Raw genomic sequence first — 22,754 nt, 5'->3', positions numbered from 1 at the left:
TCGCGCACTCGCCGCGCAATTTTGCGTGGCGAAAGCTACTCTGAGGCCTCAGCTCTGCCGTCACGCGAGTTCTGCCTGACCAGCAGGACAGGCACGGGACTCATTCGCACGACGAGGTCCGCATCGCTGCCAAGCGCCATGCGGCTGAAGCCGCGCCGGCCGTGTGTGCCCATGACGATCAGGTCGCAGGCGGAAGTCCTGGCCTCGTCCACCACGGTGTTGGCGATCCGGCCTTCGATGATCTCGCGCAATACTGGACTGGCTTGTACGCCCGACTCGCTGGCCAGCTTCTGGGCGCCGGAGAGAAGTTGCTGTCCATAGTCACGCAGTTTCTGCAGTGATGCGTCGAAGCTCGTGACGCTGGACAATTCCACAAGCATCGAAAAGTCATCGAGGACGTACAGCAGACGCAGCCGGGCTTTCTGATCCACAGCCAGGCGAATGGCTTCGCGAAGACCCTGTTCGGCGGTCTTGCTGCCGTCGATGGGAACGAGGATGTGTTGATACATGCTTCTTCCTTGCGAGCCGCGTCACGGATGGGCTCACCGCCGGCCGCTGCGGCGAGTTCATCCATTCTTCGCCAACCGCAAGCGGCGAGGCTTGCGCCAGATCAAGGTCTGCTGTCCCCCGGGGGGCCCAGGCACCCGTTGCGAGGCTATCGCTCACGGCAATGACAATTCGGCCCGCTGCGACGATCGGCGCCAGATCGGGCACCGCCGCCGGCGTTTGATCGCGCACAGGCGAAACGCCGACCGTTCCCGATTGATGGAGACATCGTCTGTCATTGCGCTGCATCAAGGTGTGGGCCAGGTGGTTGCGCGATGCTGGCTCATCGTCGTCGCTGGCAGTTTCCCGGATGCGGCGACGTGGATGAGGAGCGGCTCCATGATCATGCAACCCTTTTCAGCATACGTTCTGGCCGTCGCGGCGCTGTTCGGCGTGCCAGCCCATGCTCAGTCGCGCGGAGAACTCCTGTACGCGACGCACTGCATTGCCTGTCATACGACGCAGGTGCATTGGCGAGACCGGAGACTGGCCGAGGACTGGAACAGCCTGCAGGCGCAAGTAGTGCGTTGGCAAGCCACGGGATCGTTGAACTGGAGCGAGGAAGACATCGTCGCTGTCACACAATACCTCAACGATCGCTTCTATGGATTCAACCCGCCCTCCGCTGCGCCCGTGGTCCTGACGCCGGCGGGAAGCGAGCGCCCCTGATCGCGGTATGAAGAACCGGGTACAGCTCAACCTGGGAACCGTGCTTCTCGCGATCGCGCTGATCGTGATTGCGTGGGACTACTGGGAACAGAGTCGCAGCATCGAGATGGTTCCCTACAGCGCTTTCGAGGAGCAGTTGCGGGAAGGGAAGATCGCGGAGGTCACGGTCGGTGATTCGATCATCACCGGGCGCCTCAAGATCCCCGAGAGCGGCGGCAAGCAAACCGTGGCGGCGATCGTGATGGAGCCGCAAATGGCGGAGCATCTCGCAGGCTTCGGAGTTCCCTACCAGCGGGTGCGAGGCTCGAACTGGCTGCAGGGCCTGCTTTCCTGGATTCTTCCCGCCCTGCTGCTCTTTGGCCTCTGGAGCCTTGTGCTTCGGCGTGCCGGTGGTGGCATTGGCGGCGGGCTGCTGGGCATCGGCAAGAGCAAGGCAAAGATCTACATGGAGAAGAGCACGGGCGTGCGTTTCGCGGACGTTGCCGGCGTCGACGAGGCAAAGTCCGAACTGCAGGAGATCGTCGACTTCCTCAAGAATCCGAAGGAGCACGGACGGTTGGGCGCGCGCATCCCAAAAGGGGTGCTCCTGATGGGGCCCACCGGCACCGGCAAGACGCTGTTGGCGCGCGCCGTGGCGGGCGAAGCGGGCGTTGCCTTCTTTTCGATCAGCGGCTCGGAGTTCATCGAGATGTTCGTCGGCGTGGGGGCGGCGCGGGTGCGCGACCTGTTCGAGCAGGCCCGCGCGAACGCGCCCGCCATCATCTTCATCGACGAGCTCGATGCGCTCGGCCGGGCCCGCACCGCCTTCCCGATGGCCGGGGGACAGGACGAGCGCGAGCAGACGCTCAACCAACTGCTGGTGGAACTCGATGGCTTCGATCCAAGCGTCGGTGTCGTGCTGCTCGCTGCGACGAATCGGCCCGAGACGCTGGATCCGGCGCTGCTGCGTGCCGGGCGCTTCGATCGCCAGGTTCTCGTCGACCGGCCGGACCGCATCGGCCGTGCCGCGATCCTGCAGGTGCATGCCCGCAAGATCCGCCTGGCCGAGGACGTGGATCTCGACCAGGTCGCGGCCATCACGGTCGGATTTGCCGGCGCGGATCTCGCGAATGTGGTCAATGAGGCCGCGCTGATCGCCACGCGGCGCAACGCCGATGCGGTGACGCTGGCAGATTTCACGCAGGCGATCGAACGCATCGTTGCGGGGATCGAAAGAAAGAACCGCATCCTTGGCCCACAAGAGCGCGAACTGGCGGCCACGCACGAACTCGGTCATGCACTGACGGCATTGGCCCTGCCGGGCGCCGACAAGGTGCACAAGGTGTCGATCGTCCCGCACGGCATCGGCGCGCTGGGCTATACGCTGCAGCGTCCCTCGGAAGACCGGCACTTGCTGCGCCGCGGAGAGCTGCTCGACAGGCTCGCGGTATTGCTCGGCGGCCGCGCCGCCGAATTGCTCGTGTTCGGCGAGCCCACGACGGGAGCGGCCGATGACCTGGTCAAGGCGACGAACCTGGCACGTGACATGGTGCTGCGCTACGGAATGGACAGCGGCCTCGGACCCGTGGTCTATGCCGAGCAGCGTTCTCCTTTTCTGGACTCACCGACCGATGCGGCATCCACGACCACCTCTGCCGCAGCCGGTGAAAAGACCGCGCAGCGCATCGACGATGCCGTTCAGGGCCTGATCGAACAGGAGACCCAACGAGCGACCCAATTGCTCCGCGACCGGCGCGAGATCCTGGACCGGTGCGTGCGCGCACTGATCAACAGGGAAACGCTCGATGAGGCCGAATTGCTGGCACTCGTCTCAAGCCCGGATGCGTCCCGCAGTGCACCTGCCGGAGGCAGCCTGGAGGCGTAGCCGAACTCATGCTGGCGCAATGAGTCTGGTCAACGGCTCGGCGTGCCCGGATCGACGCTTTCGGCCGTCGTCCTGACATTGACGGCCGCGCCGACCCGCTGAGCGGGCGGCGGCTTGTCCATCGTCCCCGACAGAAGACTTCGCAATGCGCCCAGGCTTCGGGTGTTGAGGACGTCGCCCGGTTCCAGCCAGCCGCGTCGCGCCTGACCGATGCCGAAGCGCAGGTTGTCGAACTCGACCGAGCTGTGCGCATCGGAGGCGATGCTCACGAGCACACCTTCGTCCTTCGCCATGCGGCAGGCGATGTCGTTCAGGTCGAGCCGGGCGGGATGTGCATTGAGTTCCAGGAAGCAGCCGCGTTCACGCGCCTTGCGGATCACGCGAGGGAGATCGAAGTCGCAGCCAGGCCGCTCGTCGATCAGGCGCGCAGTCGGATGCGCCAGGATGCTGAAACACGGATGGTCCATGGCGTGCAGCAGCCGGTCGGTCTGCTTGTCGCGCGACAGGTCGAAGCGATGGTGGATGGCGCCGACGACCAGATCCAGGCGCCGCAGGACGGCATCTGGCAGGTCCAGCCTTCCGTCCTCCAGGATGTCCACCTCGATGCCCTTCAGCAGTACGATGCCATCGAGCCGGGCATTGAGCGCGTCGATGCGATCGATCTGTTGTGCGAGCCGGCCGGCGTCGAGGCCATGGGCCAGCGCGAGCCGCGGCGAATGGTCGGTGACCGCCAGGTACTCGAGGCCGCGCGCGCGGGCCGCCGCCGCCATGGCTTCGAGGCTCTCGCGGCCATCGCTCTCGCGTGTATGCGCATGGAGGTCGCCGCGCAGGTCGCTGCGCTGCACCAGCGCAGGCAGGCTGTGCGACAGCGCCGCATCGATCTCGCCGAGCTGCTCGCGCAGCTCGGGTTCGATGAAGGGAAGGCCAAGGGCGAGGTACACGGACGCTTCCGTGTCGCCCGCGATGCGCCGCTCGCCCCGGAATACGCCGTACTCGTTGAGCTTCAACCCTGCTTCGCGCGCACGCTGCCTCAGTGCGATGTTGTGCGCCTTCGAGCCGGTGAAGTAGAGCCATGCTGCGCCGAAGCTTTCGCGCGGAACCGCGCGCAGATCGACCTGCAATCCGCTGGCCAGCACGACACTGGCCCGGGTGCGTCCCTTGCTGAGCACGTGCCGGCCGTCCGCGGCGGACACGAAGCGGTCCATGACCGGGCTGTCGCGTTCGACGGCCGCCACCATGTCGAGGTCGCCCACCGTATCGCGTTGCCGGCGCAAGCTGCCCGCGACCTGGACCTCCAGCACGCCCGGCACCCTGGAGAGTTCCAGGCACAGCGCTTCGCCCACTTGCGTGGCCAGCGAGAGCTTGTAGCGTCGCGGTGCCTTCAGGCGGATGGCCGTGGCCTCAAGGATGGACTGCTGTATCTTCGGCCCGATGCCCTGCACGGTGCGCAATCGGCCTTGCTCGGCGGCCCGATGCAGATCCTGCAATGTTCCGATACCGAGCGCCTGGTGCAGCGCGCGTGCGCGCTTGGCGCCGATCCCCGGGATTTTCAGCAGTTCGGTAACGGCCGGCGGCAACTGGGTGCGCAACTCGTCCAGCAGGGCGCAGTGCCCGGTACGAACGACCTCGCTGATCTTGCCTGCAAGATCAGGGCCGATACCCGGCAGCGCATCGAGGTCCGCGCCGCGGTCGATCATGGATTTGATGTTCGTTCCAAGCTCACCCAGCATGTGCGCCGCATTGCGGTAGGCACGCACGCGGAAGCTGTTGGCACCTTGCACCTCGAGCAGATCGGCGATCTCCTCGAAAACCCCCGCAACATCGGAATTGACGATCGGCATGTACTGAGGCGATCGGCGCCGGGCTGGTGGTCATTGCGACGCCGGGATAGGACCCCAGCCGGCACTGTCTGCGGTAATCATGTGAATCTCCTTGTGGACAGGAATACCGGTGCGCATCGAAACCGCGGGCTTCTGCGCAGAAAAGTCCATCAAAACGAGAAGGCCCGCCATTCCCTACGGAACGGCGGGCCTGGTGAAGGTCCCCACCCAGGCGCCATGGCACACGAGCGGTCTGAGGTTGCCTTCACCCCACGGCATCGGGCAGATACCGCGAACTCCCCGCAACGGGGGAACCCTCACTTTCACCTTCGAGGATCCAGTGTTTCACCTTTTCCTCTCCAGTAAGCACAGTCTAGTTCGGCCCTATGCGGAATGCCTTGATATAGATCAAGGCAATGCTGCGTGTTTTCAAACCTCTGTGGAGCCGAAGGAGCAGAGTAACGAATCGGCATGGAGATTCCCCGGTCACAGTCCGAAGGGATAGGTGTCGGGCAGGCCCTCGGTTGTCTCGGTTTCGAGGGGTGTGACGGCGCGGGTCTGGTCCAGCCAGATGTACTCATCGAATTGCCGCGTAAGCACGGCCTGGAAGTAGTGACTCTGCAACTCGGTCTCGGGCCGGTAGATCACGCCGATCGCGCGCTCCAGCCGCGGCTGCGACAGGCCCGCCACCAAGTCCGCAGACGCCGGGTTTGGCAGCGGCAGGATAAAGCTTGCAACATTCGATTCGTGGCAAAGCCGCTCGTAGCTCCCGGCCATCGATACGCGTACCGGCTTGATCTCCATCGGTCCGTCCCAATCGGATGCCGCGGCGACGGAGCCGGTGTGCGTGCCAAACCCGATCAGGTAGGCGCCAAGGCCGAAGTCCATCCGGCACAGCTGCCCGATGTTGTGTTCGCCGCGATGCGACATCTCGGTGGCCCTCGCATCGCCGACGTGCGAGTTGTGCGCCCAGACAATGGCCTTGCTCTGCGGTCCGTGAAAATCCAGCAAACTCTTCAGGGTCTCGAACATGTGGCCGTCGCGCAGATTCCAGGAGGCGCGCGAGCCATAGTACATCGTGCGGTAATAGCGCTCCGCATTGGCGACAAGGCGGGCATTCTGCACGGCATCGAGAAAGCGTTCGCCGTCCTGCGCGGCGTAGCGCTGCTCCCTGCGCAGCAGGTCTCCCAGCATCGAAACCACTTCTGGTTCGCAGCTGCGATATTGCGCATTCAGCGCCGCGTAGCCATAGCTGGCCGGATCCGACTGCCAGGGCGTCAGGCATCCATAGCGTCGGCGCGCAATTCCGGCAGTGGGCGGATCGACATCCTCCAGGTAGCCGACGACCGAATGGATCGAGTTGTAGAGGCTGTACAGGTCGAGGCCATGGAATGCGACCCTGTCGCCCTCGGCGAGCCCGGCATTGTGGGTCCGGAGCCAATGGATGAAGGTGCGAACCTCCTGGTTGCGCCACATCCACACCGGAAAACGAGCGAAGGCAGACCATTGCGAAGGGCGGTGACCGGCATGGCGCACGTAGCGGTCGATGCGGGCCGCATCGGGCCAGTCGCCTTCGATGGCGATGAAGTCGAAGTCCTTGCGCTCGATAAGTTCGCGCGAAATGCGCTCACGCATCCGATAGAACTCCGAGGTGCCGTGGGTCGCCTCGCCAAGCAGCACGACGCGGGCGTCGCCGATGCGATCGAGCAAAGGCGCCAGATCCACGGATTCGATGGATTCGAACCGTTCGCAAGCCCCGGCGATGGTCTGTGCCAGGAGCGCGTCCGCCGAGCCAGCCCGGGGCCATTCAGCCTGGCGGGAGCGGATCCGTTCGGCGTCTACATCCAGCGGCGCCACCCTGACATCGGCGATATCCTCGACCGTGTAATCGTCGGGCCCTGTACGCGTCACGCGAATCAGTTCCCGAACGGCCGGATCGGTGCCTGCCGATACCACCATGCGTCCCCCTATCGCGAGTTGCGGTTTCAGCGCCCCTACGAACTCCGACCCGCCGGGATTTACGAAGATCGCATCGAAAGGTCCATGCTCCGGCAGCCCCCGGTTGGCATCGGTGTGCACGATCTGCACATGGGCACATCGCAGGCTGTGCAGGACGGCCGCCGCTTTCGCCGCCAATGCGGCGTTCGACTCGATGCTATAGACCTTTGCGGCAAGGCGGCAGAGGACCGCCGTTGCGTAACCAGAACCGGTGCCGATCTCGAGGACCCTCGCATGCTCGCGGATCGACAGCGCTTCGGCCATGAGCGCGACGAGGTAGGGTTGAGGGAGGGTTCGTTCCTCGTCAATCCTCAGCGCTGCGTCCTCGTAGGCAAACTCCTGCAGCGGCTCCGGCAGGAACACCTCGCGAGGCACCGCGCGCATGGCCTCAAGCACGTCGCTAGCGCGCACGCCCCGGCCCGCAATCTGATCTTCCACCATGGCGACGCGAAGTTGCTCAAAGTCGATATTCGACATGATGACCCCTTTTGTTTATCGGAACCAGTTTGAACTCTGATTTCGAAAGCTGGGTTGCGCTGGCTCAAACAGTTGCCAAGGAATCGGCCGTCGTCTGCCACGCTGCCCAGAAATATCGACAACGTCCGCGTAGGCGGCAAGCGCCTTTCTTGAACCTGTTTCAGGTGCGCAGGAAATTCCGGCTTTTCCCGGCTGTGTGCAGACAAGGGACCCGAGGAGGACCACGGTAAAACGAGGCGATGTTTCTTTGATCTGGATCATGTTGATCACGGCATAGGGTCCTAGAGTAACCACATTGCAACCATGTGTGATCCGGATGCTGGACTTTGTCCGATGCGAATGGAACCTTGAAACCCGCGACGCATGTTAGTCATTCACAAGCTTTTTTGGAGAAACCTATGGAGATGAGCAGGCTTTGTACCCGTGAAATCGTCAGCATTGATGCGCAAGCCTCTCTGCGCGATGCCGCTGCGCTCATGGGTGAAGAGCACATAGGGGCGCTGGTGGTGGTCACAGGCGATCAGCCGCCGCAAGTGGCAGGAATCGTCACTGACCGTGATCTCGCTCTCGAGGTGCTGGGGAAGAGACATGATGAAGCGTGTGCTGACGTCCGCATTGGCCAGTTGGCAAAGACTCCGCCTATCGTCATACCCTCCAACGCCACGCTGGGTGAGGCCATCATGTCAATGGAGCGGAGCGGCGTGCGGCGTTTGCTCGTGGTGGCCGACGATGGTGGCGTGGTCGGCCTTGTTTCCTCCGATGATCTTCTCGAAGCCCTCTCACAGGAATTCGAAAGCCTTGCGCGCGCCTTGCGCAACGGCATCATCCGCGAGAAGACTGAACGGCCTGTGGTGTCCGGTCCCGCGCGAACGCGGCTGGTGTATCCCGCCTTCGGTACGGTCGCTGTGCAATAGCGAAAAGCATTGAAAGGCTCCGTCGATGTCTGCCAAGAAATTGTTATTCGGCGAGGATGCCCGCAACAAGATGCGACACGGTGTCGATATTCTTGCCGAGGCCGTCAAAGTGACCTTGGGTCCGCGCGGCCGCACTGTGGTGCTGGACCGTGAGTTTGGCGCCCCGCAGATCGTGAATTCCGGTGTGGTGGTCGCCAAGTCCATCGAGCTGGAGGATCGTTTCGAGAACATGGGTGCGCAGCTCTTGCGGGAAGTGGCGGCACGCACGAGTGAAATGGCGGGCGACGGAACAACGACCGCCACTGTGCTGGCCGATGAGATGATCCAGGAAGGCCTGAAATTCCTGGCCGCCGGCATGAACCCCATGGAGCTGAAGCACGGCATTGATCGAGCGATCGAAATCGTCGTCGCCGAAATCGGGAACATGGCACGCCCATGCACTACCTCGCAGGAAATATCCCATGTTGCCGCCATATCCGCTAACAACGACCATTCCATAGGTGACCTCGTCGCCAGGGCAATCGACAAGGTTGGCCGCGACGGCGCGGTATCGATCGAAGATGGATCCGGTATGGCCAATGAACTTGAGGTCGTCGAGGGCCTGCAGTTCGACCGCGGCTATCTCTCGGCGTATTTCATCAACAACGCCGAGCGCCAGTCGGCCGTACTGGAAGACGTGGCCGTGCTTCTATACGACCAGAAACTCTCGGCTTTGCAGGAATTGGTACCGCTGCTCGAATCGGCGGCCAAAGCCGGGACGCCGCTGCTGGTCATCGCGGAGGAAGTCGAGGCCGAAGCGCTCGCCACACTGGTGGTCAATAGCATCCGTGGCGTGATCAAGACCTGTGCGGTCAAGGCGCCGGGCTTCGGAGATCGGCGAAAAGCCATGCTCCAGGACATCGCATTGGTGACGGGCGGCCAGGTGATCTCGCCGGAAACGGGCCTTAGCCTGGAAAAAGCGCAGCTGGAACATCTGGGCCGGGCGCGTCGCGTCGTGGTCGACAAGGAAAGCACGACTATCGTCGGCGGCGCCGGCGACCCCCAGCGTATTCGAGACCGTATCGACACTCTCAAGAAAGAGCGCGAAGGCCTGGCCAGCGGCTACGACCGTGAAAAACTGGATGAACGGATTGCCAAACTTTCCGGCGGCGTGGCCGTCATCAAGGTGGGGGCCGCGACCGAAACCGAACTGAAAGAGCGAAAGCTGCGGGTCGAGGATGCGTTGCACGCTACACGGGCCGCGATCGAAGAGGGAATTGTGCCCGGCGGAGGTGTCGCATTGCTCCGCGCTCGCAAGGCACTGCAAGGCATCAGCCTGGCGTCGATGGATGAGGATTGCGGGCTGAAAATCGTTGTGCGCGCCCTGGAAGAGCCGTTGCGCCGGATTGTTCTCAATGCGGCGCAGGAGCCCTCGATTGTGCTGGAGCGCGTGAGCTCCTCGGACCAGTACAACTACGGCTACAACGCCGCGAGCCGGGCTTATGGCGACATGCTGGAGATGGGGGTGATCGATCCTGCCAAGGTAACGCGCCTGGCCTTGCAGAATGCGGGCTCCATCGCCAGCCTGATTCTCACCATCGACTGCATGATTGCCGATGCGCCGAAGAAAGAAACTCCCGCAAGCGCCAGCCAGCCTGAAATGTATTGAATAGCAGACGGCGGGCAGGATTCTTGCTGCCCACCTGTATCGGTGGGTCGGACTGATCGAGCCGAGTGTCGATTCCCATTTAACCTTGTATCCAAGCTTCATATATATCAAGGACTTAGGATCAGGTTACGCAGGGAGTCTTGAACCATCGTTTCACTTAAGTCTGAATTTTCTGGCGTTTTTCTCACTTAACTCTGAATTTTCCCCAATCGCAAAGGCTGAGTCCTGCTGCGTCAAGAGCTGGCCCGGCCTGTATCACCATGATCGGCACTCCGCGTGCAGTTGCCTAACCGACGCATTCACGGCGCGGCGCGTCAAATTCGCTCGCTCCAAAACTTCGTTGACACTAACCACCGCCGAGTCAGAGCGCAGACGCAACAGCAAATTTCGAACCGCTGGCTGGCACGGACCCTATGGCGCCAGGGGCTTTGCGAGAAACACCTTACACATTACTGCCTGCAGAGCTATGCAGACTGCAGACGTTGGCGACGAGCAGGAACTGGCCGCTCAGGCCCCTCGCACAGAACGTCCCGGCTTGGTCGCCGGTATTGCCGCCGAGGTGCACGAAGGTGTCCGGCGCAGCTTCAAGTCACACGTTCGTCAAGTACGAATGATCAGAAACCGTCGTGGGGAACCTTATTCCACTGCCTTGAATGTCCGCGGAAATGTCGCGGCCTGGTCCCTGTTGCGGATCCGATACCCCATGGCAACCCTGCCGAAGGGCCCCTGCGCCATCCCGGCTTCTTCCAGAAAGCCGGCATCGAGCATGCGCTTCCTGAATGCACTCTTGTCCACAGCGCGTCCCAGCACCACTTCGTAGGTATGCTGCAGCTGCGGCAGAGTGAAAGTCTCAGCCAGGAGAAACGCCGGCAGTGATGTGTACTCAACCTTTGCGCGCAACCGGGCAATGGCCGCCGCCAGGATCTGGGGGTGATCAAATGCCAGGCGCTTTCGGTTTACCTCATCGACTTGCACCCACTGCGAATCGGCCGACCCCCGCCGGCCGGCCTTCTCGTGATCGGTCGGCACGTGAATCAGCGCGAAGTAGGCATGCGTGGCGGACCACCCCCGGGGATCGCGGACCGCATCGCCCCAACTGCCCAACTGCTCAAGGTAGGGCGCGCTCACCCCCGTCTTCTCCTTGAGCTTGCGCGCCGCGCAATCCTCCAGTGACCGGTCCTTCTCCACGTTCACAAACCCGCCCGGCAGCGCCCAGCGCCCCGGAAACGGCTCCTGGGCGTCGTCGGGCCGGCGCACCAGCAACACCTTTAGCGCATCGTCCAGCACAGAGAAGATCACCACGTCCACCGTCACCAGCGGGCGCTCGAAATCCAGGTTGTTGGCGCGAGAGCGAATTTCTTTCATGAGGCCTTGACTTTACCCATTAAGGTTGTACTATACAACTCATATTAGGTTGCACAGTACAACTCAAGAAAGGAAGAAACCATGCTCGGCATCCAGTTCATCAAGACCCAGCCCACCACCCACCTGATGCAGTTCCGCAAGGGCCGCCTCGTGCGCGAAGGCGCCGGGCTGTCGTTCTTCTACTACGCCCCCAGCAGCACCCTGGTGACGGTGCCGGTGGCCAGCCAGGACAGCGCTTTCATGCTGGAGCTGGTGACCAGCGACTTCCAGAGCGTCACCGTCCAGGGCCAGATCAGCTACCGGGTCAGCGAGCCCAAGCGTACGGCAGCCCTGATGGACTTCTCCCTGACCCCCACCGGCAAAGGCTATGCCTCGGAAGACCCCCTGCGCCTGGGCGACCGGGTGGCGATGCAGGCCAAGGTCATCGTCCAGCAGGCGGTGCAGGCGCTGGACCTGAAACAGGCGCTCAAGGCCTCGGCCACCATCGCCCGGGCCGCCCAGCAGCAACTCGGCTCGCAGCCCGAGATCCAGGCCCTGGGCCTGGAAATCCTGGGTGCCTCCATCGTCGCCATCAAACCCACCCCGGATATAGCCCGGGCGCTGGAAGCCGAGGCCCGGGAATCCAACCTCAAGGCGGCCGATGACGCCATCTACCTGCGCCGCATGGCCTCGGTGCAGAACGAGCGCTCGATCCGCCAGAACGAGCTCGACACCGAAATCGCCGTCGAGCAGAAAAAGCGCCAGATCCAGGAAACCCAGATGGAGGCCAAGGCCGCCGTGATGCGTCGCCAGAACGAGCTGCGCGGCGAGCAAATGGGTGCCGACATCGAGCTCGAGCAGCGGCGCAAGGACCTGGTCGAGGGCCAGGCCGACAACACCCGCAAGCTGGCCGAGGCCGAAGCGCACAAGGTCAGCACCCTGATGCTCGCCCTTGAAAAAACCGATCCCCGCGTGGTCCAGGCCTTGGCCGCCGCCGGCATGCAGCCCGGCCAGTTGATCGCCCAAGCCTTCGGCGGCATCGCCGAGCGGGCCGAGCGCATTGGCCAGCTCAATGTCTCGCCCGATCTGCTGAACTCGCTCATGAGCGCCGCACCGCAGCTGCCCACGGGCGTGCGCAAGGGGGCGGCGTGAGCGTCAATGCTGGCTCAGGACGGATCGCCGGGGGCGTCGAGCGCAAGGTGGTGCTGGTGACCCGGCGCACCCGGCTGGAAGAACTGGTCGCGCGTCACAACACCCTGGCGCAAGCCAGGTTCTATGTGGAGCACCTGGGCGCCGACTTTGGCGACTACCTCGCAGAAAGCGAAGCCTATGCCCACAGCCTGCGCATCACAGTGCAGGCACTGGAGGGCTGGGGCCGCTACCAGGTCCTGGATCGACCGATGCTGTCCAACTTCGTGTTCGCACCGTCGGACATCGTGGTGGCGCTCGGCCAGGACGGGCTGGTGGCCAACACCATGAAGTACCTGGACGGCCAGCCCTTGATCGGGCTGAACCCGGAGCCCAGCCGCTGGGACGGCATCCTGCTGCCGTTTGGCCCGGCGGAGCTGGCCAAGGTGCTGTCCGAGGTTGCCGCGGGAAAGCGGCCGGTCAAGGCGGTGACCATGGCCGAGGCCCGGATGTCGGATGGCCAGACACTGCGCGCGGTCAACGACTTGTTTATCGGGCCGCGCAGCCATACCTCGGCGCTGTATGAGCTCGGCTACGCCGGCCAGACCGAGTTTCAGTCTTCCTCCGGGCTGATCGTCTCCACGGGCCTGGGTTCGACCGCCTGGATGAAAAGCGTGGTGACGGGCTCCATGGCGCTCGCCCGGTCCATGGGGTTGGTGGGGGATCAGTTCGCTTACCAGCCGATGCCCTGGGATACGCCCACACTGGAGTTTGCCGTGCGCGAGCCGTTTCCGAGCCGGGCTTCGCAGACCAGCCTGGTCTATGGCCAGTTCGGCCGGGAAGAGCCGCTGCGCGTCCGCTCGCGCATGCCGGACAACGGGGTGATCTTCTCGGATGGGATCGAGGCGGACTTCCTGCGGTTTACCGCTGGCATGGAGGTGACGGTGTCGATTTCGCCGGTGCAGGGTAGGCTTGTTGGGTAGGCGGTGGTTTGGCCCTGCAAGAGCCAGCAACCTCGTCCAATCTCAACGGGGATCCGCATGAAAAAAACGATCCAGCTTCTCATCATTGATCCGCAGAACGACTTTTGCGATTTACCTGCCGACTGGTGTCCCGTCGATGCCACCACGGGCGCCCCCTTGCTTCCCGCCTTGCCGGTGGCAGGCGCTCACGCGGACATGCTGCGTCTGGCCGGCTTGATTCGAGAGGGTGCTGCCGGCATCTCCGCGATCGCGATAACGCTCGACTCGCATCACCGGTTTGATATCGCACACCCCACATTCTGGAAGACCGCGCACGGCAAGGACGTCGTGCCCTTCACACCCATCACAGCGGCACAAGTGCGCGCTGGCGACTACCTCCCACGGGACCTGTCTGCGCTTGCGCGAGCGCTTACCTACCTCGACGAGTTGGAGCGACATGGCCGATACAGCCTGATGGTGTGGCCCGTGCACTGCGAAATCGGCAGTTGGGGCCATAACGTGCACGCGGCTGTCAAGGCGGCGTACAACCGCTGGGAGGACAGCCGGCTCGGCGTGGTGCACAAGATCGAGAAGGGCAGCAACCCATGGACGGAGCATTACAGCGCCCTGCAAGCGGAGGTTCCGGACGAGGATGACCCCGCTACCCAGCTCAACATGGGATTGATCGCCGCACTCGACCGATCAGATTGTGATCGCCGGCGAGGCCAGCAGCCACTGCGTGAAGGCGACGACCGAACACATCGTCGAGAATCTTCCCTCGCGTCAACTGGGCAAGGTCGTTCTGCTCACCGACTGCATGAGCCCGGTCAGCGGATTCGAGGCTCAGCATCAGGCGTTCCTGAATGACATGAGCTGGCGCGGAGTGGTTTTGTCCACCAGCGACAAAATGCTTTCTGCCTTTGTGGCCAACAGCTAAGCGGTGGGCTGCTGCCGATGTAGGCATCGCTGCGCAGTCTGGTGCTGCCCACTTGCTTGAACGACCGGTCTAAGCCTAACCGTCAGGCAGGTTCAGACTGATCTGAGTCATTCACGGTCCAGTGCCTGAACGGCAGCAACCGCCACCACCGGACTTTCGGTGGACAGCGGCTCATATGACCGCTGCGCCCTCGAGACCGGGCACTCAAGGTGGCTCGGTCGTGGTCTCGTCGTGAATGACAGGTCGGGGGCGAAACCAACGGGCGCTGCCGACCCGTTGCGGCCATAGAGACCATCGCAATTGGCGCCATATTGCTGATATCTCAGAACACGAGGGCGGAATGACTCTACCCGTCGCGCCATTTACTACTCCCGTTCCAGCGCCTCCTGTTCTGCAACAAACCCGGCCTCACGCATCGCCTGCCCCAATTCGGGCCATCCTGCCACACAAGCGAAGTGGTGAATACGCTCCAAGGTCCGCGCTGAGGCCCTGACCCGAATTTCCAATGGCACGTCCTCTGGCGACATCCCGTAAGGCTGCAGGGAAAAACCCGCCCCCCTTGCTACAGCTGCGATCGTCGAGGCGATTCGAAAACCTCCCTCGTCAACGTCACCCCAGTGATAGATCGGAGTGGTCGGCGGCAGGCTCTCCAGCAGACGCCTGTACATTGCCCGCCAAGCTGGCGAAGGCATGCCCGCTGTGTAAATCAGAAGCACCTTGTCGTCTTGCCGGCGTTTGGCCTCACTGTGAAACGTGGTCTTGTTCTCGATGGTGATGACCTCCGTGACCAAACTGAGCCCCCCCAGAATGGTTGCCGCCGGTAATCCCATGTAGGGTGCGTCAATCAAGCCGGTCGAGCGATCCCGCGCGATGTGCACGTGTCCGGCCAACAGCACGGGATGCTCTTCTCGGAACAGGCCCAGCTCCTGCCAAACCTGGGCCGTAGCTCTTGGGCTGTCCTCAACGCTGCCACTCAGCAGGATGTCGAGTTGAGGAGTGAGTACCTCAATTCGTTTACTGTCCAGAAACAGCCGCGCGCTGAATTCACGCACCGGGGCAGCAATCGCCTCCTGACTGCGCGCGGCGCAGGCCCGGATGATCTTGGCAGCATCGATCCAGGCGCCCGAGTCTTGAGGGCCCAGTCCCCGCACTTTGGCCATGCTGCGCCAGCGCCCAATCACTTCCAGGATCACTGGGAATTCCGCTTTCAGCTGCTCCAGTTGCCCAATGGTTTGGTTGAGTTGGTCGGCATAGGTGCTGCTGCCCAGAAACCTGGCCAACGCCTGCACGTCCACGAGATCAATGCGCTCAAACAGGCCATCGTTCGGGTTCAGCTTGTCGCGCTGCAAATTGACAGCACCAGCGTCGCGCGCGGCCAGAAACGTTTCATCGCATTCCTGTTTGTATTGCCAGCTCCGCAGCTCTCTGTAGGGCTTCAATTGCGTGGCCGTCAATGCTGGAGCGCGCGTACGTGCTCCGGCTGCATGCTTGTTGCCCGCATCCAGCAGCTTGACCAGCAAGTCCTTGGCAATGGCACTCGCGCTCATGGTGCTGGGGTGGCAACAAGCGGTGCCATGGGCTCCTGGCGGACGGCTAACAGCTCAGCTTCCAGAAGCTCAGGGTAGTACTCCCACATATCCTCCCGGAACTGCTCCCGCATGGCTTCGCTCACCCGCCGCTCTTCCACCTGGATCACATGGCGGGTTTCGTCCTTCATGATCTCGAAGTAGCGGTGCAGGAAAGCGGTGAGCGTGGGCAGGTTCTCGCCCGGGCTGGCCAACAGCACCTGCAAACCGAGTTTTTCGAGGTAGCGCATGGTGGCCACGATGTTGGGCGTGTCCATCTTGTCAAAGGCTTCGTCCAGGAGGATCAGCCGCAGCCCGTCCTGGTTGTTTTCATCCATACGGTAGGCCGAGGACAGTGCCGCGCCGGCGATCACGTACAGCGGTGCGCGGTGTTCGCCACCGGAACCCGGGCCAATGCGCTTGCTCAGGTGTCCGATGGTCTTGGTGACACCGGTGACTGGGTCGTCGGTCTCAATTTCGATGTCGAATTCGAAGAACTCCCGATAGTCATCCAGCGGGCTCTTGACCGCGGCGTTGCCGGTGGTGGTCTTCTCCCGCAGCAGCTCCGCGAACTGGGCAGGGATTTCCCCGGGCTCGCCAAACAGCCCGCCGTCGGCGCCGAAGTCGGCGATGTTCTCGATGAACTTCTTCAGTGGCATTAGGTCTGGGCGAACCTTGACCTGGAACTGGTACCGCTCCCCATTGGTGAAAGCGGGGGAGGCCTTGAGCGCATCGTTCAAGCGCTTGAAGGTGGTAGTCTGGTACTTGAGGTTGGCGTGCAGGGCCAACGCCACGTCCTGACGGAAGGTGTTCTGCGATGCAAGGTAAGCCTCCTGAGCCTGACCTTTGTACTCGGGCAGCTCCGTGTTCTGCAGCCTGGTGACTTGCTGCTCCATCCAGGCCTTGGCTTTACGCCAGTCGGACGTCACCTCATCGCTCACGGCTTCGCGGTGGTCAGTCAGAAAGGTTCCCAGCAGCGTCTGTGCCGGGCCCAGGTGACGCACCATGGAGGCGTTGCAGCGTTTGGACTGGGATTCGCAGTGGTCGGCCATGGCCTGGTAGTTGTCGCCGAATTGCTCCAGCAGCGAGTCCCAGCGATCGGACGCGTAGCCTGGGTCATAGTCGACATGGCCACGGCAGGCCTCATGCACCGATCGTTTGCCTTCGAGCTCCTGCAGCTTGGCAGTGCATTCCTTGGTCAATCGGTCCAGCACCGTCTGGGCCCGTACAACGGCGTCACGGGCATCGCGGGCATCCTTCTCCAATTGCGGCCTGCGTTTTTGCAGTGCCTGTAGCTTGGCGCAGAGGGTCTGGTACTCAGCACTGGTGCTGCCCGAGATGCGCTGGTGGGTGAATTCTCGTTCTGTGAGCGCCTCGTCCAACTGGGCCGCGAAGCCAAGTAGAAGGCGCAGCGTCTCCGGCGACGACAAGCTCTGCACGGCCTGGCGGATCCGATGAATGTCTCCCTGGCGTCCTTGAAGGTCGGCTACTTTTCGGTTCAAGTCACGAGATTCGGCCCTGAGCCCGTCGACCTGCCCTTTGGCACCGGCACCGATCTGCAAGTCTGCTTCTGGTATCAGGCGCAGTCGCTCAAAGTCGCCGGGGCCTACCAGCATGCCGTCTAGGGTCAGGGTCCGCTCGCCACGCAACGCCTCTTGGGCGGTATTGGCGCGCTTGAGGTTACCCAGCTTGCCGCGCAAGTAGGCCACGGCCACCTGATTGCTTCCCTGAATTAGGCTGGCCACCGTGTCGGCCGCCGGCTGGCCTTGCCCAGGCCGCGCTCTGTCGGAGCGTACGATCTTGACGCCATAGATGGTGCGTTTGCCCTGCAAAGCCTGGTAGATGCCAAAGGCTTTTTGTTCTTCCTCCGAGTCCCGCAGCAAGATGGCTTCCACGTTCTTGGCCAAGTAGGCTTCGATCGCAGGCTGCCATTTGGGATCGGTCACCTTCACCAGGTCGCAGACGGGGGTAGGGTGCAATCCATGGTCCGCGAACTCATGCATCAACCGGGCCGTGGATTCGCTGACCTGCGCGCGGTTGGTATTGGCGCGCTCCATGCCCAGGCCGATCGTCGAGAGCCGTTCTTTGGCGAGACGGATATTCTCCTTAACGATGTCGTATTCCTTGCCCAGGTGCGTAGCTGCTGACTGCAGCGTGTCACCCAGACCCCGGACTATCTGTCCCAGCCCATCCTGGTCGACTCGGTTCTGCTCCCACGAGAACTCGCCAAGCTGCTGTGCGGCCAGCGCAAGCGCAGGCTGCCATTGGGCCATCAACTCGTTGGAACTGGCGTTTTGAAGCAATTGCCTGAAGTTGCGCAGTTCCCGCTTCAGCTCTTCTTCCCGGCGGGTGGTTTTTAGTTGCGCCTGCGCCAAGTCTTGCTGGGCGCCCGCGTTCTCAGCATGGTCCGCGTGGGCGCGCTGAAGGCCAGTCAGTTGATCTTCTTCGAGAGTCCAGGTCGCCAGCGCTTCATCGGCGGTCGTGCTGGCTTGGGTGCATTCACCAACCACCTCCTCCTGCTCAAACTTCTCACCTGTCAACTTCTCGTGCGCGGCATTGCTCATCTCGTACGCTGCGGAAGCCTGCAACCCGGTCCACGTGACGGATTTGCGGGCCTCGACCAGCGCCGCGTCAAAGTTCTTGCTGACCTCCAGGCCCTGTTTGATTTTTAGCTCGACCCCCTCGACCAATAGGTTGATTCGTTTGAAGGTCTCCACCAGTTGCTTGAATCTGGCGATGTTGGTGGGGCGATCCTCCAGGACGTCCTGGCGCACGATCTGGTCCACCGACTTGGAGAAGCTCATGCGCAGCGCGAAGCGGAAGGCGCGCGCAAACGCATCATAGGACGCCGGGCCTGCCTTGCCGCGCAGCATGAACAGCACCTGCTTGACATAGCTGGCACCATCGTCGAACAGCGGTTCTTCACCGGTGACCTTGGACTGTTCCAGCAGCCGATGACGGAAACTGCTCCAGGGCAGGGGCATGGTTACACCGTCCATCGTCTGCAGGTGCTCGGACATGGTCAGTTCAATGCCACGGATGACATAGCGTCCCAGCACCTTCTCCGTCTCGTTGCCCAGCGAGGCCTCAATGCACACGCCCATGGAGACCGGCTCATTGGTTTCGGTATCCCGCCAGACCAGCGTGATGTAGGTGGTGGCCTGCGGCCGCGCGCACTGCTCGATGGAGTCGCCATATTGCCCAAGGCAGTAGGACCGCAAGGTACGGCTCTGGTGCGACTTGGCGTCTGCCTGGGCATTGAAGTGCATCAGGTTCTTGTTGGCGCCCATCATGGCGATCTGCACGGCATCGAGCGCCGAGCTCTTGCCGCTGCCATTGCGGCCGAACAGACCAGTAATTTCTTCCAGTCGGAATTCCTGCTGCTCGTACAGCAGAAACTGCACCAGTTTGACGCTCTCAAGCCGCTTCATCATCCCCTCCCTGGTTGTCCTCGATCGCCATGGGCTCGTCGGCGGCACCATCCGCATGCGCCACTTCCCGTGCCGCGCCCCACTGCGCCAGCCGTATCAGGGCAGTCTCGCCCAGCACGTCGACAATGGCCGGGCGGATGGCCACGCCACCGGCAGACTGCTCCTGCAGAGACGTCAGATGACCACTGTCATCGTCCTCCAGCCGACGGGCGATGCCCCAGCGCTTGGCGAAGCGCAGTAGCGTGTCGAGCTCGCCACGAGTGGGCAGGTCGCGCCCGGTCATGAGGTGGAACTTCTCCTGTAGCTCGATGTAGTCGCACAGCACCTCGCCGTCTTCGGTAAGCCCGCCGGCGCGCACGCCTTCGTCGTACAGGCCGCGCAGTACCAGGGCAAACAGCGTCTGGGCCACGGTCGCAGTACTGGCTTTGGCGTGCCGTGGCAGAGCTGTGACATAGCGCAGCTGTCGGTTGATCGACAGGGACACACCCAGCGGGGCCAGCACCTTGGCGAACTCGCGCTCGTAGAGGTCCAGGATGGCATAGGTCACCCGGCTGCTCCGGTCAGAGTGGTAGATCACCTGTTCGGCCACTAGCCGATAGGCTGCAGTCTCAAAGTCTTCGACGGTATAGACACCATCCAGCCTGCTGGCCAGATCCTCCCAATCCCGTAGGTTGCTCATTTAGTCTCCCTGTTTCTAGTCTGGCGTTTGCGCCAGCTCAATGTGAATGGCTTGCCGCTCAAATACGGGTGCTCGGCGGCTTCGTCGCTGGTGTAGCGCAGCTCCATGCCCGGCGCAGACGCCCGGCCTTCCATCTCCAGCCTGGGAATCCGGGAGTTGGTTGCCATGGCCACGCTGGTCAGGGCCTGGAAGGCGCGCAAGTCCTCAATGGATCCGCAAGGCAGAGTCTCGCTACCAGCGGCGACCGTGTCCTGGAGCACTTTCTCGGCATAGGCGCGCAGCTTCATGGGCGTGATGGAGCGGCGCTCCTGGGCGCGGCGCACCAGGTTGCTGATCGCGCGCGTGCGGTCAGAGATGATCACTTGGCGCAAAGGTGTGGGTGCCAGCCGCGGCACCTCCTTGCGTGGCTGGGCCAGGCGGGCGCCTCCCATTAGGGCATCCGGCGGGAACACAGGGGCGACATCGATGTCGGGATTGGCAATCAAGCGGTCCATGGTCTGCCGGAGCAGGTTGTCGATGGGCCGGATCGCGCGCAGCTTGTATTCCAGGAAGGCCAGCGCGCGCCGGTTAGCAACGCGGATCTCTTCGTCCAGGCGCTCCAGGTATTCTTCGATCCGGTCGAGCTCGTAGAGGCGCTGCAGGTCGCGCTGGAATGCGGCTTGGCCTTTTTTGTCGTCCCCGCTGGAGAGGCGGTTCACATACCAGTCCAATAAGCGGCTGCGCTGCTCGGGCCGAGTGTCGATGTCTGTGACAGCGTCCAGGATCTGCTGGCGCTTGGACAAGGGGTGCTCCCGAGTGCGCAGTTCCTGGTAGTCCCCAATAAAGACTTCTTGGATGTACGAGGTAAAAAAGGACCGAACGTACTGGGCCGTGGTGGGCTGCGCGCCTATGGCCACCATCAGGTCGCGCACATTGGTGCCGGTGTTGCGGATGTAGACCAACAGGTTGCGGCACTGTTCGGCCGCCTCTCGCAGCAGGTCGCCGCTGGCTTCACCCTTGTGCACCTGGGCCACAGAAGCGTCGATCGCGCGGATCTTGCCGGAAACAAATACCGGGCCCGTCTCGGCAAAGTTGATCAACTGGGTCAGCAGTTGGCCCACGGCCGGCGCCATATTGACGGTCTTCTCAATGCCGTACTTCTCTAAACGGAACCAGCCAGCCTCGACCAAGCGATTGAAGATGCCGATGGCCCGGATGTTCAGGGGCGTATCGGGCTGATCGCCAGACTCAAGCTGCCATTCGTCGGCGTATTTGAGGTGGTCCTCGATCTCCTGGGTGATCTCGCGCTGAAGGAAGCCGTAGCTGGGCGGCAGAGGCGCGTCGGGACCGAAGCGCCGGCGGTGCAGGTGGCACAGCAGCGCCCAGTAGCCGTGGCGGTTTTGCGAGGCAAGCGGACCGAACAGGCGCTCCGGGATGCGCTGGAAGAGCGCCATGGAAGCTGGGGTTACGCTGGGAACAGCCATTTGCGCACCTCCTCAACGTTCTCCACCGCCAGCTGGTATTCAGGCGGCACATCCTTAGTTATGTCCAGGGCCAGTCGCAGCTCCTGCACTAGATAGGGCAGCATGGCGCCGCGGCAGCTGTGCACGCGCACCGCAGTTCCTTCGAAGTACTCACTCCGGACCAAATTCTGCTGGCCAGGTGTCATCTTTGGATGCGCCTGGATGCGCACTTTCACCACAGCATTCCACTTGGTGTCCTCGGCAACAGTGGATTCAACCTTCTGGTCCAGCAAAGTGATCTTTGCAATGCGCCCGAGCACGAAGTCCCTGAAGTCTCTGGTCTCCAGGCAGTAGCCGCGCATGTGCCAACGCCGGCCCGCCTGGATCAGGCAATGTGGCTCCACGGTCCGCGTGTGCGGCTCGGGGATTCTCATAGAGCGGTACTCAATTCTCAGCCGCGTCCCTTGCTCGACAGCCAGACGGATGCGAGAAAAGGTATGAGGGTTGACCTGGGAGAAGCCCCAAGAGGCCATGGTGACGGGCCCGGCCCCGGGGGAGAGATCCGCATGAATGTCAGCCTCTGCCAAGTAGGCAGCCAAACTCAGATCGGATGTACCAGCCTTGAGATCGGCTTGGGCTCTTTTGTAGGCGGCGGGGGTGACAAAGTACGACTTGCTTTTGCTATCCCACTCGAACCAGTCAGGGATTTCTTCCCGAACTTCTCTGAGAAGTTGGCTCACTCGAATGCCGCTCAGACCGAGGACATCCATGAGTCGACCTCGGCTCAGCCGCCCTTCCCATAGAGCCATGCGGCGCATGACCTTGTAGCGATTTTTCTCGAAAAGATTGGCCTGGCTCATCAGTTCGATTTTGATGGTGTATAAAAATATATAATATATTAAAACATATCATATGAAAATATATACCTTCCAAAGGTGGTGTGCTACCGGGACGGCTTCGGCTACTCGCTCCGGGTAGAAGGAATCCTTTTCGACGCGTGGCCAGGCTGGTCTATGTTGAGTGACTACCGAGGATGTGCTGCAGCCGTCAACTCTGCCATCCTCGAAAGACAGGTGAACGAGGCGGCTGATGCTTAGGTCTGTAAGATCACCGGGGGCAAGCAGCCTGGAGTCAACTTCGCAGCGATTGCCGTCACTCAGCGCCCAACAGCGAGTTCATGGTCTCATCGACCTTCCGGTCATTCGCGCAGGCTCACGGCCGGCCTCTGTCGCGATGGGTCATACTCCCAAAGCCGTTTACCGGCTTCTGCTTCCCCGGCGACTGTGATGGGCGCCGATCGCCGCAGTGAGCGAGGGAACCAGGGAACTTG

Annotated in this window: 15 protein-coding genes and 1 pseudogene; 7 read left to right on the top strand and 9 right to left on the bottom strand. The window is 62.4% G+C overall.

What is annotated here, in order from left to right; translation table 11 throughout:
• Positions 1-35: 35 nt before the first annotated feature.
• On the bottom strand, positions 36-509 hold the full coding sequence (locus EUB48_RS03715; protein ID WP_142817674.1) for a universal stress protein: 474 nt from the start codon (positions 507-509) through the stop codon (positions 36-38).
• Between the two features lie 376 nt (positions 510-885).
• Here EUB48_RS03715 and EUB48_RS03710 point away from each other — a divergent pair, with 376 nt between their 5' ends.
• Both EUB48_RS03710 and ftsH read left to right on the top strand, forming a co-directional pair.
• Entirely contained in the window at positions 886-1,215 is a 330-nt protein-coding gene (locus tag EUB48_RS03710; protein WP_142817673.1) for a cytochrome c, read from the top strand.
• 7 nt (positions 1,216-1,222) lie between these two features.
• On the top strand, positions 1,223-3,079 hold the full coding sequence (gene ftsH / locus EUB48_RS03705) for an ATP-dependent zinc metalloprotease FtsH (RefSeq protein WP_142817672.1): 1,857 nt from the start codon (positions 1,223-1,225) through the stop codon (positions 3,077-3,079).
• 29 nt (positions 3,080-3,108) lie between these two features.
• Here the strand turns inward: ftsH and polX are convergent, their stop codons facing one another.
• Together polX and EUB48_RS03695 are read right to left on the bottom strand one after the other, a co-directional pair.
• Positions 3,109-4,920, bottom strand: coding sequence for a DNA polymerase/3'-5' exonuclease PolX (gene polX / locus EUB48_RS03700; protein WP_142817671.1), 1,812 nt, complete (start codon positions 4,918-4,920; stop codon positions 3,109-3,111).
• Between the two features lie 465 nt (positions 4,921-5,385).
• Positions 5,386-7,374, bottom strand: a complete 1,989-nt coding sequence (locus EUB48_RS03695; RefSeq protein ID WP_142817670.1) for an erythromycin esterase family protein — start codon at positions 7,372-7,374, stop codon at positions 5,386-5,388.
• Between the two features lie 398 nt (positions 7,375-7,772).
• On the opposite strand from EUB48_RS03695, the gene EUB48_RS03690 reads away from it, so the two are divergent.
• Entirely contained in the window at positions 7,773-8,288 is a 516-nt protein-coding gene (locus EUB48_RS03690; protein ID WP_142817669.1) for a CBS domain-containing protein, read from the top strand.
• A 25-nt stretch (positions 8,289-8,313) separates the two neighbouring features.
• Positions 8,314-9,936: a chaperonin GroEL gene (gene groL, locus EUB48_RS03685; protein WP_142817668.1), complete on the top strand. Its 1,623-nt coding sequence runs from the start codon at positions 8,314-8,316 to the stop codon at positions 9,934-9,936.
• Positions 9,937-10,572: 636 nt separating this feature from the next.
• Here the strand turns inward: groL and EUB48_RS03680 are convergent.
• Positions 10,573-11,301, bottom strand: coding sequence for an NUDIX hydrolase (locus tag EUB48_RS03680; RefSeq protein ID WP_142817667.1), 729 nt, complete (start codon positions 11,299-11,301; stop codon positions 10,573-10,575).
• 81 nt (positions 11,302-11,382) lie between these two features.
• On the opposite strand from EUB48_RS03680, the gene EUB48_RS03675 reads away from it, so the two are divergent.
• The 3 genes and pseudogenes from EUB48_RS03675 (at position 11,383) to EUB48_RS03665 (ending at position 14,307) form a co-directional block, all read left to right on the top strand.
• Positions 11,383-12,432 carry an SPFH domain-containing protein gene (locus EUB48_RS03675; RefSeq protein WP_142817666.1) on the top strand — a complete coding sequence of 350 codons (1,050 nt, stop codon included), beginning with the start codon at positions 11,383-11,385 and terminating at the stop codon, positions 12,430-12,432.
• Positions 12,429-13,391, top strand: coding sequence for a diacylglycerol kinase catalytic domain-containing protein (locus EUB48_RS03670; protein WP_244618319.1), 963 nt, complete (start codon positions 12,429-12,431; stop codon positions 13,389-13,391). Before EUB48_RS03675 ends, EUB48_RS03670 begins: the two co-directional genes overlap by 4 nt.
• Before the next feature lie 57 nt (positions 13,392-13,448).
• Positions 13,449-14,307 (top strand): annotated as a pseudogene (locus tag EUB48_RS03665) (cysteine hydrolase family protein).
• A gap of 365 nt (positions 14,308-14,672) precedes the next feature.
• On the opposite strand, the gene EUB48_RS03660 reads toward EUB48_RS03665, so the two are convergent.
• From EUB48_RS03660 to EUB48_RS03640, 5 genes are read right to left on the bottom strand one after another with little or no spacing between them, the layout of a single operon-like run.
• Positions 14,673-15,854: a Wadjet anti-phage system protein JetD domain-containing protein gene (locus EUB48_RS03660; RefSeq protein WP_142817665.1), complete on the bottom strand. Its 1,182-nt coding sequence runs from the start codon at positions 15,852-15,854 to the stop codon at positions 14,673-14,675.
• Positions 15,851-19,303, bottom strand: a complete 3,453-nt coding sequence (locus tag EUB48_RS03655) for an SbcC/MukB-like Walker B domain-containing protein (protein ID WP_168226694.1) — start codon at positions 19,301-19,303, stop codon at positions 15,851-15,853. Before EUB48_RS03655 ends, EUB48_RS03660 begins: the two co-directional genes overlap by 4 nt.
• Positions 19,290-19,982, bottom strand: coding sequence for a DUF4194 domain-containing protein (locus EUB48_RS03650; protein ID WP_142817663.1), 693 nt, complete (start codon positions 19,980-19,982; stop codon positions 19,290-19,292). The genes EUB48_RS03655 and EUB48_RS03650 overlap by 14 nt, the downstream gene beginning before the upstream one ends.
• Positions 19,979-21,445: a Wadjet anti-phage system protein JetA family protein gene (locus EUB48_RS03645; RefSeq protein WP_142817662.1), complete on the bottom strand. Its 1,467-nt coding sequence runs from the start codon at positions 21,443-21,445 to the stop codon at positions 19,979-19,981. The genes EUB48_RS03650 and EUB48_RS03645 overlap by 4 nt, the downstream gene beginning before the upstream one ends.
• Complete coding sequence (locus tag EUB48_RS03640; RefSeq protein ID WP_142817661.1) at positions 21,427-22,284, bottom strand: WYL domain-containing protein; 858 nt, start codon at positions 22,282-22,284, stop codon at positions 21,427-21,429. Before EUB48_RS03640 ends, EUB48_RS03645 begins: the two co-directional genes overlap by 19 nt.
• Positions 22,285-22,754: the final 470 nt, after the last annotated feature.

This window comes from Rhodoferax sediminis, assembly GCF_006970865.1.
GTDB lineage: Bacteria > Pseudomonadota > Gammaproteobacteria > Burkholderiales > Burkholderiaceae_C > Rhodoferax_A > Rhodoferax_A sediminis.
The sequence above is the reverse complement of the archived record's forward strand: the minus strand, read 5'-3'. Positions and strand labels throughout refer to the sequence as shown.